The sequence below is a fragment of the Roseovarius arcticus genome (genome assembly GCF_006125015.1).
GTDB classification, from domain to species: Bacteria; Pseudomonadota; Alphaproteobacteria; order Rhodobacterales; family Rhodobacteraceae; genus Roseovarius; species Roseovarius arcticus.
Map to the genome: position 1 here is coordinate 1,129,247 of NZ_SZZN01000001.1, position 14,720 is coordinate 1,143,966.

Below are 14,720 nucleotides of genomic sequence, written 5' to 3' on the forward strand. Positions count from 1 at the left end.
TTTACGCCTGTCCATACAAAACATTTGTTTGAAAGGACTGTTCGCATGGTTCCATCTCACGCCCGGGTTGTCATTATCGGCGGCGGCATCATGGGCTGCGGCCTCGCTTATCACCTGGCTCACGAGGGCTGGAGCGACGTGGTGCTGCTAGAAAAAGCGGAGTTGACCTCAGGCTCGACATGGCACGCAGCGGGGCAGATCACCCATTCGACATCCAGCTTTGCTTTGGGCACATGCGTTGGCTACAATATCGACCTTTATTCCAAGGTGCTTGAAGAAGAGACCGGGCAGTCCGTCACTTGGCATGGCTGCGGATCGCTGCGGCTTGCCTATACCGAGGACGAGATGGACTGGCTCTATCAGACGATCTCGGTCGGCAAGGGGCTGGGGTTTCCGATGGAGCTGGTCGGGCCGGACCGCATCCGCGAGTTGCATCCGTTTTACAATCTGGAGGGCGTCAAGGCGGCCCTGCATACGCCCGACGACGGCCATGTAGATCCGGCAGGTGCGGCGTTCGCGCTGGCCAAGGGCGCGCGGCAACTGGGGGTGAAGATTATCCGCCAATGTCGCGCCACCAATGTGACGCAATTGGAAAACGGTGAATGGCTGGTCGAGACGGAGGCAGGCGATATCACCTGCGAACACGTGGTCAACGCCGGCGGAACCTATGCGCGGCAGATGGCGGCATGGTCCGGATACGACCTGCCAGCAACGTCGATGACGCACCATTACCTGATTACCGACACGGTCCCGGAGTTTCAGAATCTAGACAAGGAACTACCTGTCGTGCGCGATGACCGGCTGGTATCGGGCTATATTCGGATGGAGCAAAAATCGGGCCTGATAGGCATCTATGAAAAGGCCAATCCCAATACGGTGTGGGAGGATCATTGCCCATGGGACGCCGAGCACGAACTGTTTGAGCCAGATTACGACCGCATCATGCCTTGGCTGGAAAACGCTATGGAGCGGATGCCGGTGCTGTCCGAACTGGGCATCAAGCGCGCGGTGCATGGCGCGATCAGCCACCCGCCCGATGGCAATCCGCTGATCGGCCCGGCGCCGGGGCTGCGCAATTACTGGTGCTGCTGCGGCACGCAGATCGGCATTGGCTGGGGGCCGGGCCTGACACGCGAGCTTGCCCGTTGGATGGTGCATGGCGCTGCCGATATCAACATGCGCGAGTTCGATCCACGCCGGTTCGGCCCGTATGCGGATCAGGCATTCCAGATCGCAAAGGCGAAGGAAGACTACCTTCTGCGCCACGAAATCCCCTTTCCGCATTTCAACCGTCTTGACGCGCGCCCGGTAAAACCCTCGCCGCTTTATGAGGACCTGAAGGCCGAGGGCGCGGTGTTCGAGGAGGTGTTCGGCCATGAGCGTCCGCGCTGGTTCGCGCCGGAAGGCATGGAGCCGAAGGACATCTACGGCTTCCGCCGCACCGCGCTGCACGACATCGTCGGCGCCGAAGTGCGCGCCGTCCGCGAGCGGGCAGGGATCATGGACATCTCGGCTTTCACCAAGGTCGAGGTGTCGGGGCCGGACGCGGCGACGTTCCTTGATGCGTTGGTGCCGAACCGCCTGCCATCTGCGCCGGGGCGCATCGCGCTTAGCCATCTTCTGACCGAGCATGGCCGGATTGAGCTGGAGATGACGATCGTCCGGCTGGCGGAGGATCGGTTTTATCTGGTCTGCGCAGCATTCTTTGAGCAGCGGCTGGTGGACTACCTCACCTTTACACGGCAAGGCGAAGATGTCGCGATCACCAACCGCTCAACTGAGTGGGGCGCGTTCACTTTGAACGGGCCACGGGCGCGCGATATCCTCGCGGCCTGCACTGACAGCGATCTCACGAACGCTGGTTTCAAATGGATGACGGCACAGGAAATCACTGTCGGCGGGCACCCTCTCTGGGCCTTCCGGATGTCGTATGCTGGCGAGCTTGGATGGGAATTCCACGGGCCGCGGGAGGCGATCCTTGAAGCATTCCGGGCGATCAAGGCGGCGGGCGGGGCGCATGGGCTGACGAACTACGGTTCCTTCGCGATGAACGCGATGCGGATGGAGAAGGGCTTCAAGGGCGCGGGCGAGTTGACCAACGAGGTGACGCTGCCCGAGGCCGATGTGATGCGGTTCGTGCGCATGGACAAGGCGTTTCGCGGCAAGGCGGCGACCGAAGCGGCGCTGGCCACGCCCCTGCGCTGGGTCTGCGCCTATCTGGAAATCGATGGCGACGGTGTATCCGATGGTAATGGCGGCGAGGCGGTGTTGTCGGGCGGCAGGCAGATTGGCACCGTCAGTTCCATCGCTTTTGGCCACGGCGTCGGCAAACTGCTCGCGTTCGCATATCTGAAGGCCGATTACGCCGCGCCGGGATCCGAACTGGAGGTCGTCATTATGGGCGAGTCGCGCAGCGCCAAAGTGCTGACGGCTCCGGTCTACGACGCCGAAAGCCTGCTACCGCGAACCGATGCACAGGCGGAGGCCGCAGAATGAGTAACACCATGCAAGCGATGGTGCTGACAGGCCATGGCGGGCTGGACCAATATGTCTGGCACGACGACTGGCCAAAACCCGAGCCCGGGCCGATGGAGGTGCTGATCCGGGTCGGCGCCTGCGGGCTGAACAATACCGACGTGAACACGCGAACGGGATGGTACTCCAAGGACGTAAGCGAGGAGACGACCGGGAGTGCCTACGAGAGCGTTTCCGAGGAAGACCCGACATGGGGCGGTGCGCCAATCACCTTCCCGCGCATCCAAGGTGCAGATGTGGTGGGTACGGTCGTTGCGGTGGGCGAGGGTGCGGATCCTGGCCTTATCGACAAACGGGTCATGACCAATGCCTGGCTGCGCGACTGGTCCGATCCGGACAACATGGACAAGGCGGGCTATTTTGGCTCTGAAATGGATGGTGGTTTCGCCGAATTTACCAAGATCGACATGCGCAATCTGGCCGTCCTCCAATCGGAGCTGAGTGACGCCGAGCTTGCGACATTCTCCTGCTCCTACACTACGGCAGAAGGAATGCTTGCACGCGCGAATGTCACAGGGGGCGATACCGTCCTGGTGCCCGGGGCGTCGGGCGGGGTCGGCGGTGCGCTGGTGCAGCTTGCCAAGCGGCGCGGTGCGCGGGTGATCGCAATGGCGTCGGACGCCAAACATTCCGAAGTGGCCAAGCTGGGTCCGGACCGCATCCTGCCGCGCGCGCCCGATGATCTGCGCGCCGCGCTTGGTGGTGAGAAAATCACCGTCGTTGCCGATATCGTCGGCGGACCCTATTGGCCCAAACTGATCGACATTCTCGAACGCGGCGGACGCTACACCTGCTCAGGCGCGATCGCGGGGCCGATAGTCCAGCTCGACCTGCGCACCTTCTACCTCCGCGATCTGACATTTACGGGCTCAACTGTGATTCCGCTCGCCGTATTTGAAAATCTGGTCCGCTACATTGAGCGAGGCGAGATTAAGCCGGTGCTTGCCGCCACCTACCCGCTGTCCGACCTGCGAATGGCGCAGCAGGCCTTTATTGACAAGCGATATACCGGGAACATCGTGGTGGTGCCATGAAGATCACACGCATCACGGTTTGGGCGCTCGACCTGCCGCTATCGCAGCCTTACTGGCTCTCCGGTGGTCGGCTTCAATTCGAGCGTCTGGATAGTACCTTCGTCAGGATCGACACCGACGAGGGCATCAGCGGCTGGGGCGAAGGCTGCCCTTGGGGTACCAGCTATCTGCCCGCGCATGGGCCGGGGATCCGGGCGGCTATAGCCACGCTTGCACCTGCGATTCTGGGCCGCGACCCGCGCAGTTTGCGTGCCTTGAACGACGCGATGGACATGCAGTTGCCCGGCCATCTCTATGTCAAATCAGCGATTGATATCGCGTGCTGGGACATCTTTGGACAGGCTGCGGGGATGCCGCTTTGGCAATTGTTCGGCGGGGATGGGGCGGCAGTGGCGGTGAACTCCTCTATCTCTACCGGCACACCAGCCGAAATGGTCGCGCTGATCCGCAGTGCCAGCCAGAGGGGATACAGGGTTCATTCGGCCAAGCTGGGCGGGCATGACATCGCCGCCGACATCGCGCGGATCGAGGCGATATCAGCCGCTCTGCCGATGGGCGAGAAGGTGACATACGACATTAACCGCGCCTGGACGCCCGGCGTGGCGGTGCAGGTCCTGAACACGGCTCCGGCGCGCGACTGGGTTGAACAACCCTGCGAGACGCTGGATCAATGCGCCCATGTCGCGCGCCGCGTCGCCAATCCGATCATGCTGGATGAATGCCTGCACAGCTTTCAGGATCACCTCGACGCCTGGAGGCTGGGTGCCTGCGAGGGGGTCAAGGTAAAGCCGAACCGCGTGGGTGGCCTGACCAAGGCGATGCAGATCCGCGACTTTGGTGTCTCGGTTGGCTGGCAGATGCATATCGAGGATGTGGGCGGCTCGGCGCTGGCCGATACGGCAGCGATCCATCTGGCAAGCGCCACGCCCGAGGCGAACCGGCTGGCAAGCTGGCTGTGCCATTACCACCTCACCGTCGACCCAGTGCCAGGTCAGGGAGCGCGCAATGAGGATGGTTTTGCCACGCCGCCTTCTGTGCCCGGCCTGGGAATCGTGCCCGATCCCGCCCAGCTAGGCGATGCGGTCGCAACTTATGGCGCACTGCCATGACCACCGCCCGTCTAACCCTGTGGGAGGTCCGGCCAATCACCCACGTCGCCGATCAGATGGCAGGCGTGAAAGGCTGGGGCGCGCACAGGTCCGCCGCGCTGCGCCTCAATACCGATACGGATATGGGCATACCCCGCCTGTCCGCGCCCATCAAAGATTAGGAACCTGCCATGACCGATAGAACCGCAATGGATACTTGGGCGATGCGCGCCCGCGCCGTCCTCCCTGCTGGGGGTTTTGGCAATTTCGACCCGTCGATGTTCATCCAGCGTGGCAAGGGCAGCCGCGTCTGGGATGAGAATGGCAAGGAATATGTCGACTATCTAATAGGCTCGGGGCCGATGCTACTGGGCCATGGCCACCCCGAGGTGCTGGAGGCGGTTGCCGACCAGCTGCCCAAGGGCATGACGTTCTTTGCCAACAACACCGCCGGGGTCGAATTGGCCGAGGAAATCTGCAACGCGGTCGCTTGTGCCGAGCAGGTGCGATTCCTGGCATCAGGCGGCGAGGCTGACATGTATGCAATGCGTCTTGCGCGTGCCTTTACAGGGCGCGACAAGATCCTGAAATTTGAGGGCGGGTATCATGGCATGTCGTCCGAGGCACAGATGAGCCTTGCGCCGTCGCGTCTTGTGAATTTCCCGCAGGCCGTGGCTGACAGCGCCGGAATCCCCGAGTCCGTTCGCGGTGAGATGCTGATCGCACCCTTCAACGATCCTGACTATCTTGAAAGCCTGCTGAAGGAACACGGCGACCAGATTGCCGGTCTGATCGTCGAGCCGTTGCAGCGCATCATCCCGCCCGAACCGGGGTTTCTTCAGACGGTGCGCGACCTGTGCGACCGCTATGGCATCGTGCTGATCTTTGATGAGATCGTGACCGGCTTTCGCTTTGCCTATGGCGGCGCGCAGGAGGCGTATGGCGTCACGCCGGACATCTGCACGCTGGGCAAGATCATCGGTGGTGGTTTCCCCCTCGCTGCGGTCGCAGGGCAGCGCAAAATCATGGATCATTTCGACAAGGCCATCGTCGGCGCGGATCGTTGGCTGATGATGCTGGGCACGCTCTCGGGCAATCCGGTGGCGGCGGTTGCGGGGTTGAAGACGATGGAAATCCTGCGCCGCGACGGGGCCTATGACCAGATCAAAGCGAACGGCAAGCGTCTGATGGATCTGAACCGCAAGCATCTGACCGAGGCAGGCGTCGCCCACCGGATCGTTGGCCACGAAACGCTGTTCGACGTGATTTTTACCGACCATGACATTCGCAGTTACCGCGATGTGGTTAGCGCAGATACCGCCAAGAACGCCCGGTTCAACGCCGTGTTGCGCGAAAATGGCATCTTTAAATCGCCCGGCAAAACCTATCCTCATCTGGCCCTCACCGAAGAGGACTTTCAGATGACAGACGCGGCAATTGCCAAAGCGGCACAGGCCGTCGCCGCGCAATGACAAAATCACAACAATCAAAACACTGACCAAAGGGAGACCAAAGATATGCATATTTCAACCAAACTGATGGCGTCGGCCGCGATAATTTCCACGGCGGGGATGGCCCAAGCCACGGAAAGCCTGAACGTATCTGCCTATGGTGGCAGTTGGGGCGACGCACTGACATCGTGTGTGTTCAAACCCTTCGAGGCAGAGACCGGCATCTCCGTCCTGCTAGAGCCAAGCGCGTCAACGGTGACGCTGTCCAAGCTACAGGCCCAAGCGTCGGCCCCGGTCATCGATGTCGCGTGGATGGATGGCGGCGTGTCCGAACTGGCCCGCGACAGCGATGTTGTCGCCGCCATCGACCCGGCTATGGCGCCCGGCTTGGCAGGGGTGGCCGAACAGGCAAAGTACAAAACGGACGCGGGCGATATCTATGCGGTCGGCAACGGGTATTTCGCGATCGGTCTGGTCTACAACACCGAAGAGATCACGACGCCACCGACCTCATGGGAGGATTTGTGGAATCCCGACTATGCCGGACGCGTGATTTTGCCCAGTGCGGTCCACTCGTCAGGCGTGCCGTTTCTGGCGCTGGTCAACACGCTCGCAGGCGGAACATTGGATGATCTGACACCGGGTATTGAGAAAATGTCGACATTGAAGGCGGCGTTGTTCTTTGACTCGTCGGGTGTCGCGAACAGCGGATTTCAGACCGGCGAGGGTCTGATCGGCGCGCATGCTGCAACCCAAGCCTTTACTATGGCCGATAGCGGTCTGCCGATGGCCTACGTGATCCCAAAAGAAGGCGCCATGGCGTCTGATATCCGGATTCACATCGTGAAGGGCACAGATGACCTTGAGGCGTCGCACCAGCTGGTCGATTTCGCGGTGCAGCCGGCACAGGCCGGGTGTCTGGCCGCCGCGTTGCAGGTGGGTCCGGCGACCCAAGATGTGGACATGCCCGGCGATGTCGCCGCACGGATGCCGTGGGGCCCTGATGGGACGATTGCCGATTTGTCAGTCTCGGACTGGACGGCGATCAACGCGCACCGCGATGCGCTGACTGACGCTTGGAACCGGATCGCCTCGGGCAACTGAAACGCCGGGCCGGGGGCGATCAGCGCCCCCGGTCCTTTACTGAACAAAGGACGCATTTTGATGGACCTTATCCAGCTGGACGGAATATCGCGCAGATTTGGATCGATAACCGCACTGGCGGATATCACCCTATCCGTGCGCCAAGGCGAGTTTCTGGCGCTTTTGGGACCATCGGGCTGTGGCAAGACCACGCTGTTGCGGCTGATCGCGGGGTTTCTTGATCCGTCCGCAGGCGAGTTGTCGATTGGCGGCAAGCGGATGAATACCGTGCCGCCGGACCGGCGCCCGGTAAACACGGTGTTCCAAAATTACGCGCTATTCCCGCACATGGATGTCGCGGACAACATCGCCTTTGGGCTGAAACGGGCGCGCCTGCCAAAGGCCGAAATTACCCAACGCGTAAAGGAGACGCTGGAACTTGTGGGGATGGCTGCCTTTGCCGCGCGCTGGCCCAACGAATTGTCGGGCGGGCAGCAGCAGCGCGTCGCGCTGGCGCGGGCCATCGTGAACCGCCCCAAAGTGCTGCTGCTGGATGAACCGCTTGCGGCGCTCGATCTGAAACTGCGCAAGCGCATGCAGATCGAGTTAAAGCGCCTGCACGAAAAATTGGGGATGACCTTTATTCTGGTCACCCACGATCAGGAAGAGGCCCTGACGATTGCTGATCGGATCGTGGTGATGGACCACGGAAAGATCGCCCAGATCGGTACCGGCCAAGAGATCTACGAGGCCCCCGGCACTCGTTTCGTGGCCGATTTCATCGGCGAAGCCAATCTGCTCGCGCTTAGCGTTGAGGACGGACGAAACATCTTCCCCGGTCTTGACCCGTCGGATTCTCTGGACGCGGTGATGTCATCGGCGCAAGGCGTCATGATGGTCAGGCCGGAGAACGTCGAGATCGTCGGCGATGCGACACCCGCCGGATGGGTGACGGGGCAGGGCACCCTGATCCAAAAGATATTCCGCGGCGTCGCTTGGCGGCTATACCTGCAGCTTCCCGATGGTCAGGAAATTGTAATCGATACGCAGCACGATGACGCAGGGCAGATCGAAATCGACAGCAATGTGCGGTTCGGCTGGCCACTCGCACGGTGCAAGGTTCTGGACGCATGAGCATTTCGGCGAAAGGGGGGCGGTTATGAGGATTGGATTGTGGGGCACCGTTCTGCTGCTCGCGGCGCCCGTCGCCTTTATGCTGGCGTTCTTTGCTGCACCCTTTGCAGCGGTCGTTGTGTCTAGCCTGCAAAATCCTGACGGGGACTGGAGCGCCGCGAATTACATCCGCGTCGTCAGCGACCCATATTATCTAAAGGCCCTCTGGACGACGATTTCGATTGCTCTTTGGGTGACGGTCATCACGTTCCTGCTTGGATATCCGCTGGCTTATTTTATGGCCTTCCGAGTGCGCAATCGCTGGTTCAAGCGGCTGCTTTACATCATCGTCGTAACGCCGCTTTTCACCAGTAACGTTGTGCGCGCGTTCAGCTGGATCATACTGCTGGGGCGAAACGGGTTCGTGAACGATCTGCTGATGTGGTTGCACCTAATTGATGAACCGCTTCCGCTGCTGTTTAACAAGGTTTCGATCGTGATCGGGCTGTCCTATATCATGTTGCCATTCATGGTCCTGTCCGTCGCCGCGATCCTTCAAAACACTGATACACGGCTGAAGGATGCTGCGCGCGACTTGGGCGCCGGCCCATGGACCACTTTCGCCTGTGTGACTTTCCCTCTTAGTCTGCCGGGCGTCGTATCAGGTGCGCTGATGGTGTTTACGCTGTGCGTCTCGGCCTATGTCACGCCCAGCATCCTCAGCGGCGGGCGCGAAGTGGTCATGTCGATGCTGGTGTTCCAGCAATACGCTACCGTGTTGAATTTCAGCTTCGGCGCAACGCTTGCCGTGACGCTGTTGATAACAGCCTTTGTCCTACTCGTAGCCTACCAGATCGCCCGACTAGGGTACCAGAAATCGCGAAGACTGCGGGGCCTCAATGCTACATAGACTATTCGGCCATTTCGGCCTCACCCTCTACAGTTGGCTGATCATCCTCTACCTTGTGTTCCCATTGGCAGTTCTCATTGCGGCGTCCTTTACGGCCAGCGACTTTCTGGCCTTTCCGCCCAAGGGGTTTTCGCTGAAATGGTACGCGCGTCTGGCGGGCAACGAGGGCTTTATCGAGGCGGCTTGGATTAGTATCAAGCTTGCAACGATCGCGACCCTATTGGCCCTCGCGCTGGGCGTTCCTGCCGCGCTGATCCTCGCCAGACAGCGATTCAGGGGCAAATCTGTGGTCAGCGCATTGTTCATTTCGCCCCTTCTGTTGCCAGCCATCGTGATTGGCGTCTCCATTTTGCAATATGCGCACCTGCTTGGCTTTGCGCGCACGTTCTGGGCGCTGTTGGTCGGGCATGTCGTGATTATGGTGCCCTATGTGATCCGCACCACGATGGCCTCGCTGGGCGGTTTGCCTATGAACATTGAGGAGGCGGCGCAGGATTTGGGTGCCAACCGGTTCGAGACTTTCTTTTTGATCACGCTACCGCAGATCAAGCCGGGGGTGATCGCGGGCGGGCTGTTCGCGTTCATCATATCTTGGATCAACGTCGAAGTAAGTATTTTCAACTCGACTGCCGAATTGGTGCCGATCCCGGTCAAGCTGTTCAATTACATCCAATACAATATCGATCCACTGGTTGCGGCAATATCTGCGGTGACGGTTTACGTGGCGTTTGGCGTCGTGTTCCTGATTGATGCTCTGGTCGGCATCGACAAGGCTGCGACAGGCTAGCCCGAAGGATGAGTGGTTTACCGTCAAATGCGCGCGGTACGGCATTAAACTGGGATCGTTAATTTAGTTAGTCGGATACGTCGCTTTTAGATTTTGACATGCGTAACTTTTTCTGGTTGCAGGTCTGCCGCAAATTATTGCGGATAGCCCCGCTAGCAAGGCAGACCTCGTCGGCGCGCACTGCCCGCATGAGCATCCGATGCAGGACGGAGTATCACGCCCGTCGCCGCAATCAGAAAACACAGCCAGTTCGCACGCCAGATGCCAAACCACGGTGCATCCTCACTCAGTGGCTTGATCGGTGCGCAAAATAGCAGCAATATGCAATGCAGGGCGTTCTACCTGGGGGATGTCGATCTATAGAGCGCAAGCCTCCGTTACTCTTCAAAAGCGTCCAGCCTATTCTCGAGTTTGAGATGCGCGCCGGTGCGGTTTCTGCGCCGAAATCATGAAAGAGAGAACCATGAGCCAGATCACCAAACCGACCAAAATTACCGGACCAACGCGCCGCGGATTTCTCGGCACAACTGCGGCCGCTGTCGGCCTCGCATCTGCAGGAACGCTCTTGGGACTCAGGCCCGCCCGCGCCCAGCAGCAGCGCGGTGGCACACTTCGGGTGGCCAAAGGCCATGGCCAAACTGGCGACACGCTGGATCCCGCAACATGGACCAACGGCTTTGAGGTTGCGCTGACCTTCGGGTTGAACGGCTACCTCGCCAAAGTGGGAGTCGATGGCTCGGCCGAACCCGATGTGGCCGAAAGTTGGGAAGCCAGCCCAGACGCCAAGACGTGGACGTTCAAGATCCGCCCCGGCATGACCTTCCATTCCGGCAAGCCGGTCACGCTGGACGACGTGATTGATTCGATTAACTATCACCGCGGCGAGGATTCGAAGTCGGCCGCAGGTCCACTTGTTGCGCCCATCATAGAGATCACCAAAGACGGTGAAGACACGGTGGTCTTCGAATTGGAATCCGGCAGCGCCGACTTCCCCTTTGTCTTTACAGACTACCACATGGCGATCTGTCCCTCGGACGGCGCCGGCGGCATCGACTGGCGCTCCGGTGATGGCTGCGGCCCCTATCGGCTGGTGGAATTCGATCCCGGCGTCGTGGCGCGGTTCGAGCGTTTCGAGGACGACTGGAACCAGGATCGCGGCTTTATTCAGTCGGTCGAGATGCTCTCTATCGTCGACGTGAACGCCCGGACCACCGCACTCGCCTCCGGCGAGGTCGATGCCATCGACAAGCTGGACCTCAAGACGGTGGCGCTTCTTGGCCGCAATCCCGAAATCTCGATCCATTCCATCCCCGGCCCGCAGTACTACAGCTTTGCGGCGCGTGCGGATACGCCGCCGCTTGATGATGTCAACGTGCGCCTCGCCCTAAAGCACGCCATTGACCGGCAGGAACTGGTCGACAAGATCCTGTTTGGCCACGGCACCGTGGGCAACGACCAGCCGATTGGACTGAGCTATCGTTTTCATAATCCCGACGTGCCGCAGACCACCTATGACCCCGACAAGGCGAAGTTCTACCTCAAGGAGGCCGGGCTCGACCGACTGACCGTGCGGCTGTCGGCGGCCGATGCAGCCTTCCCGGACGCCGTCAATGCTGCCACCTTATACCGGAATTCAGCGGCCAAGGCCGACATCACCATCGACGTCAATCGGGTTCCGAATGACGGCTACTGGTCCGATGTCTGGATGAAGCACGAGTTCAGCGCGGTCTACTGGAGCGGCCGTCCGACCGAGGACCAGATCTTTTCCACCGCTTTCGGGGGAGGCGCGGCGTGGAACGACAGTTTCTGGGCAAACGCTCGTTTCGACGAATTGCTGGTCTCGGCCCGCGCCGAACTGGACGAGGCAAAGCGCCGCGAAATGTATGGCGAGATGCAGCAGATCGTTGCGCAGGATGGCGGCACGGTCCTTCCGATGTTCGCCAATTGGGCCTTCGCCACCTCCAAGCGCGTTGTCCATGGCGAATTCGCATCGAATTTCGACCAGGACGGCGAGCGCTGGATGGAGCGGTGGTCTCTGGCCTGATCCAGTACGGGCGCCGCCACCTGTCATAGGTGGCGGCGCCGTCAGACATTTAATGGAACGCGTGGGGAATTGCCCCTGAGACATAACGACGAGTTATTCAACATAATGTTTGTTGATCGCGTGCTGGCCATGTAGCTGGCCCGTGCCAAGGTGGGTCGGCGAAGGCTATCGCGTCTCATCCCCGGTATATGGGTATCGGTTTTGGGCTTGCGGCTCTGGCGCAGGCGGAAACAGCGCTACGAGCGCGCGTCTTGGACGTAACAAAGCACAGTTCGTCTGTAATCAGATGGTCTTCGCTACCCGAGCAGGTCTTCTTCAAAGGGAAAGCGCGACAGCAATTCGATACCAGTCTCTGTCACGAGGACCTGTTGTTCCAGCTTCACGCCTTCGCGGCCCCCAGCTTCGCCAGTATAGCTTTCAACGCAAAGGGTCATGCCGGCAAGGATTTCACCGTCATAGCCCGCATCTGGGAAGTCGCCACGGTGGTAGAGGTAGGGATACTCTCCAGTCATGCCGCAGCCGTGCGCCGACAGGTAGTAGCGGTTTTGATAGTATTTCTCGGGGATGTCCCAGGCGCGATCAGCGTAGTCGCGAAAGCTCATGCCTGCCTTCAGGATGCCCATGTTGTGGACTACCTGCTCGTGCGCGACTTTGTATAACTCGCGCTGCGCACTGGTCGGCTTGCCCGGACCCGAATGGAACGTGCGCGAGAAGTCGGAATAATAGCCGTGGCAGCCCACTACATCCGTATCCAGTGCGATCAGTTCGTTCTCTCCGATTACGTTGCTGGAAGTTTCCTGAAACCACGGATTGGACCGCCCCCCGGCATTCAGCAGGCGCGTCTCGCAGTAATCCGCGTTCTGCGCGATAACGGACTGGTGCAGGACCGACCATAGCTCATTTTCGGTCATACCGGGGCGGATCGCGGCGCGAAGTTTTTCCACGCCGTTTTCCGTGGCGCGGAGCGAGGCATTGATGCATTTCATCTCCTCGTCCGATTTAATCGCCCGCGCCATTTCGACGGGCTGCTGCGCATCGACGATGGTCAGCCCGCACTCTTTCAGCGCAATCGCAGTGCCTGCATTTAACCGTTCCAGCCCGACAGTCGCGCCAGCGCCGACCAACTCGCCGATCAGGTCTGCCATCTCTGTGGCCCATGCCTTTTCGCGCGCCGCAATATCAGGCCCCGCTGCAACAAAGCTGGCGGTTTTGGAGGGGCGAACTTCGTCGATAGTCTCATAGCCCTCGCCCAGGTGGAGGCAGCCGGTGAACTCGAAGAGGATCGATTTGCCGGCCGTCAGCAGCAGATAGCGTGACGGCGCGTTGCGCTGGCAGAACACCTGCATGTTGCGCGCGCCGGTTGCGTAGCGGATGTTGATCGGGTCCGACAGGATCACCGCGTCCACGCCGTAGCGCAGCATCTCGCGGCGCACGCGCCCGAGCCGATAAAGACGGACGGCCCTCAGGTCGATGCCTTCGCTTTCGGGCGCGCGATCCAGCAAGGCAATCCCGGCTAAATCACTGCGTTCCGCGTGCCAATCAAAATTCGCCAAGTCATGCTCTCCTGCGTTCAAGTGTAGCTTCGGCTATGCGGCGAAACGAGTAAACACTTGAAAAATTCAGGCTTTTGGATAACCACAAGGAATGGAACGTCTCAGAAAATCCCTGCCGCCGCTGGACACGTTGTTGTTTTTCGATGCCGTCATCCGAAATGGCGGCTTCACGGCGGCATCGTCCGAGCTTTATGTCTCGCAAGCCGCTGTCTCCAAGCGGATTAGGCAACTCGAGGATTGGCTCGGTACGCCCCTGTTCGAGCGCGGTACCCGCAGCCTGGCAACCACGCCGGCGGGCGCGAAGCTGGCCGAGCCTGTCGCGATGGCGCTCGACTACCTGACCACGTCCCTCGAAGGCATCAGATCGCCCGCGAAACCCGCGGTGCGGATCGCGGCCAATAATGCTGTATCGGTGTTCTGGCTCTTTCCGAGGATCAAGGCATTCGCCTTCAGCGAGGCATCCTGCCCGATCGAAACCGTGGTGTCGGATGACCCTGCGGCCTTGCTGTCCTCTGACCACGATCTTGCAATCATCTATGCAAGCGCGCCGCCAGAGGGCTGGGAAGGGGTCATGTTGATCGCGGAGGAACTCACCCCCGTCTTGTCACCATGCTGTTTAGAGGCTTTTCAAAACGAGCCAGAGAGCCAATTTCTACTTGATTACGAACGATATGCGCCGGATTGGATCAATTGGGACGTCTGGGCGAAGCGTCATGGCACGTCGGTTTTGACGACACTGCCAAGAAAGGTTTGCAAGACCTACAGCCAGTCCATAGGCCGGGCGATCGCGGGAGAAGGACTTGCCTTGGCCAGTTGTGCCCTTTTGCGCGATGAGTTGGCCTCAGGCGCGCTCCTCGCGCTTGGCGGTGAGCGCTATACGACAGGCAAGGGGTACTTCCTCGTGCACCGATCCGGGCGCGTCGCTGGGCGGCAGGTCGCGGAGTTTGCAGATTTTTTGGCGGATGCCGATTGTTTTCCATCCCAACCGTTGAATAAGTCAGGAATAGACTGAAGCTGTTGGCAGAGCAGGCGCAGGCACACCCGAAGAGTCGCCCGTGCTGCCAACGTACCCGCGTTCTACCGCCCATTCGTGTCAAACAGGCGAACCACGAAAATTAGGAA

12 protein-coding genes are annotated in these 14,720 nt (G+C 60.2%); 11 read left to right on the top strand and 1 reads right to left on the bottom strand.

The features are described from left to right. The first annotated feature begins 45 nt into the window (after positions 1-45). From MK6180000_RS05395 to MK6180000_RS05435, 10 genes are all read left to right on the top strand, one after another. The gene (locus tag MK6180000_RS05395) at positions 46-2,496 is read left to right on the top strand and encodes an FAD-dependent oxidoreductase (protein ID WP_138933802.1); all 2,451 of its coding nucleotides are present in this window, start codon (positions 46-48) and stop codon (positions 2,494-2,496) included. After that, positions 2,493-3,569, top strand: coding sequence for an alcohol dehydrogenase family protein (locus tag MK6180000_RS05400; protein ID WP_246040438.1), 1,077 nt, complete (start codon positions 2,493-2,495; stop codon positions 3,567-3,569). The genes MK6180000_RS05395 and MK6180000_RS05400 overlap by 4 nt, the downstream gene beginning before the upstream one ends. Beyond that, positions 3,566-4,678 carry a mandelate racemase/muconate lactonizing enzyme family protein gene (locus tag MK6180000_RS05405; protein ID WP_138933803.1) on the top strand — a complete coding sequence of 371 codons (1,113 nt, stop codon included), beginning with the start codon at positions 3,566-3,568 and terminating at the stop codon, positions 4,676-4,678. The genes MK6180000_RS05400 and MK6180000_RS05405 overlap by 4 nt, the downstream gene beginning before the upstream one ends. Then, the gene (locus MK6180000_RS20260) at positions 4,675-4,839 is read left to right on the top strand and encodes a hypothetical protein (RefSeq protein WP_171054553.1); all 165 of its coding nucleotides are present in this window, start codon (positions 4,675-4,677) and stop codon (positions 4,837-4,839) included. The genes MK6180000_RS05405 and MK6180000_RS20260 overlap by 4 nt, the downstream gene beginning before the upstream one ends. A 9-nt stretch (positions 4,840-4,848) precedes the next feature. Next, positions 4,849-6,129 (top strand): aspartate aminotransferase family protein, encoded by a 1,281-nt coding sequence (locus MK6180000_RS05410; protein ID WP_138933804.1) that lies wholly within the window; start codon positions 4,849-4,851, stop codon positions 6,127-6,129. Positions 6,130-6,174: 45 nt separating this feature from the next. Next, on the top strand, positions 6,175-7,212 hold the full coding sequence (locus MK6180000_RS05415) for an ABC transporter substrate-binding protein (protein ID WP_138933805.1): 1,038 nt from the start codon (positions 6,175-6,177) through the stop codon (positions 7,210-7,212). Between the two features lie 60 nt (positions 7,213-7,272). Beyond that, a complete protein-coding gene (locus MK6180000_RS05420) occupies positions 7,273-8,325 on the top strand; it encodes an ABC transporter ATP-binding protein (protein ID WP_138933806.1) in 1,053 nt (350 codons plus the stop codon). Positions 8,326-8,350: 25 nt separating this feature from the next. Continuing rightward, a complete protein-coding gene (locus tag MK6180000_RS05425; RefSeq protein ID WP_138933807.1) occupies positions 8,351-9,214 on the top strand; it encodes an ABC transporter permease in 864 nt (287 codons plus the stop codon). Continuing rightward, positions 9,204-10,001: an ABC transporter permease gene (locus MK6180000_RS05430; protein WP_138933808.1), complete on the top strand. Its 798-nt coding sequence runs from the start codon at positions 9,204-9,206 to the stop codon at positions 9,999-10,001. The genes MK6180000_RS05425 and MK6180000_RS05430 overlap by 11 nt, the downstream gene beginning before the upstream one ends. A 463-nt stretch (positions 10,002-10,464) precedes the next feature. Beyond that, positions 10,465-12,045, top strand: a complete 1,581-nt coding sequence (locus MK6180000_RS05435) for an ABC transporter substrate-binding protein (RefSeq protein WP_138933809.1) — start codon at positions 10,465-10,467, stop codon at positions 12,043-12,045. 296 nt (positions 12,046-12,341) lie between these two features. Here MK6180000_RS05435 and MK6180000_RS05440 read toward each other — a convergent pair whose 3' ends face one another. Continuing rightward, positions 12,342-13,598 (bottom strand): M24 family metallopeptidase, encoded by a 1,257-nt coding sequence (locus MK6180000_RS05440; RefSeq protein ID WP_138933810.1) that lies wholly within the window; start codon positions 13,596-13,598, stop codon positions 12,342-12,344. Positions 13,599-13,689: 91 nt separating this feature from the next. Here MK6180000_RS05440 and MK6180000_RS05445 point away from each other — a divergent pair, with 91 nt between their 5' ends. Continuing rightward, complete coding sequence (locus tag MK6180000_RS05445) at positions 13,690-14,610, top strand: LysR family transcriptional regulator (RefSeq protein WP_138933811.1); 921 nt, start codon at positions 13,690-13,692, stop codon at positions 14,608-14,610. The last annotated feature ends 110 nt before the right edge of the window (positions 14,611-14,720 follow it).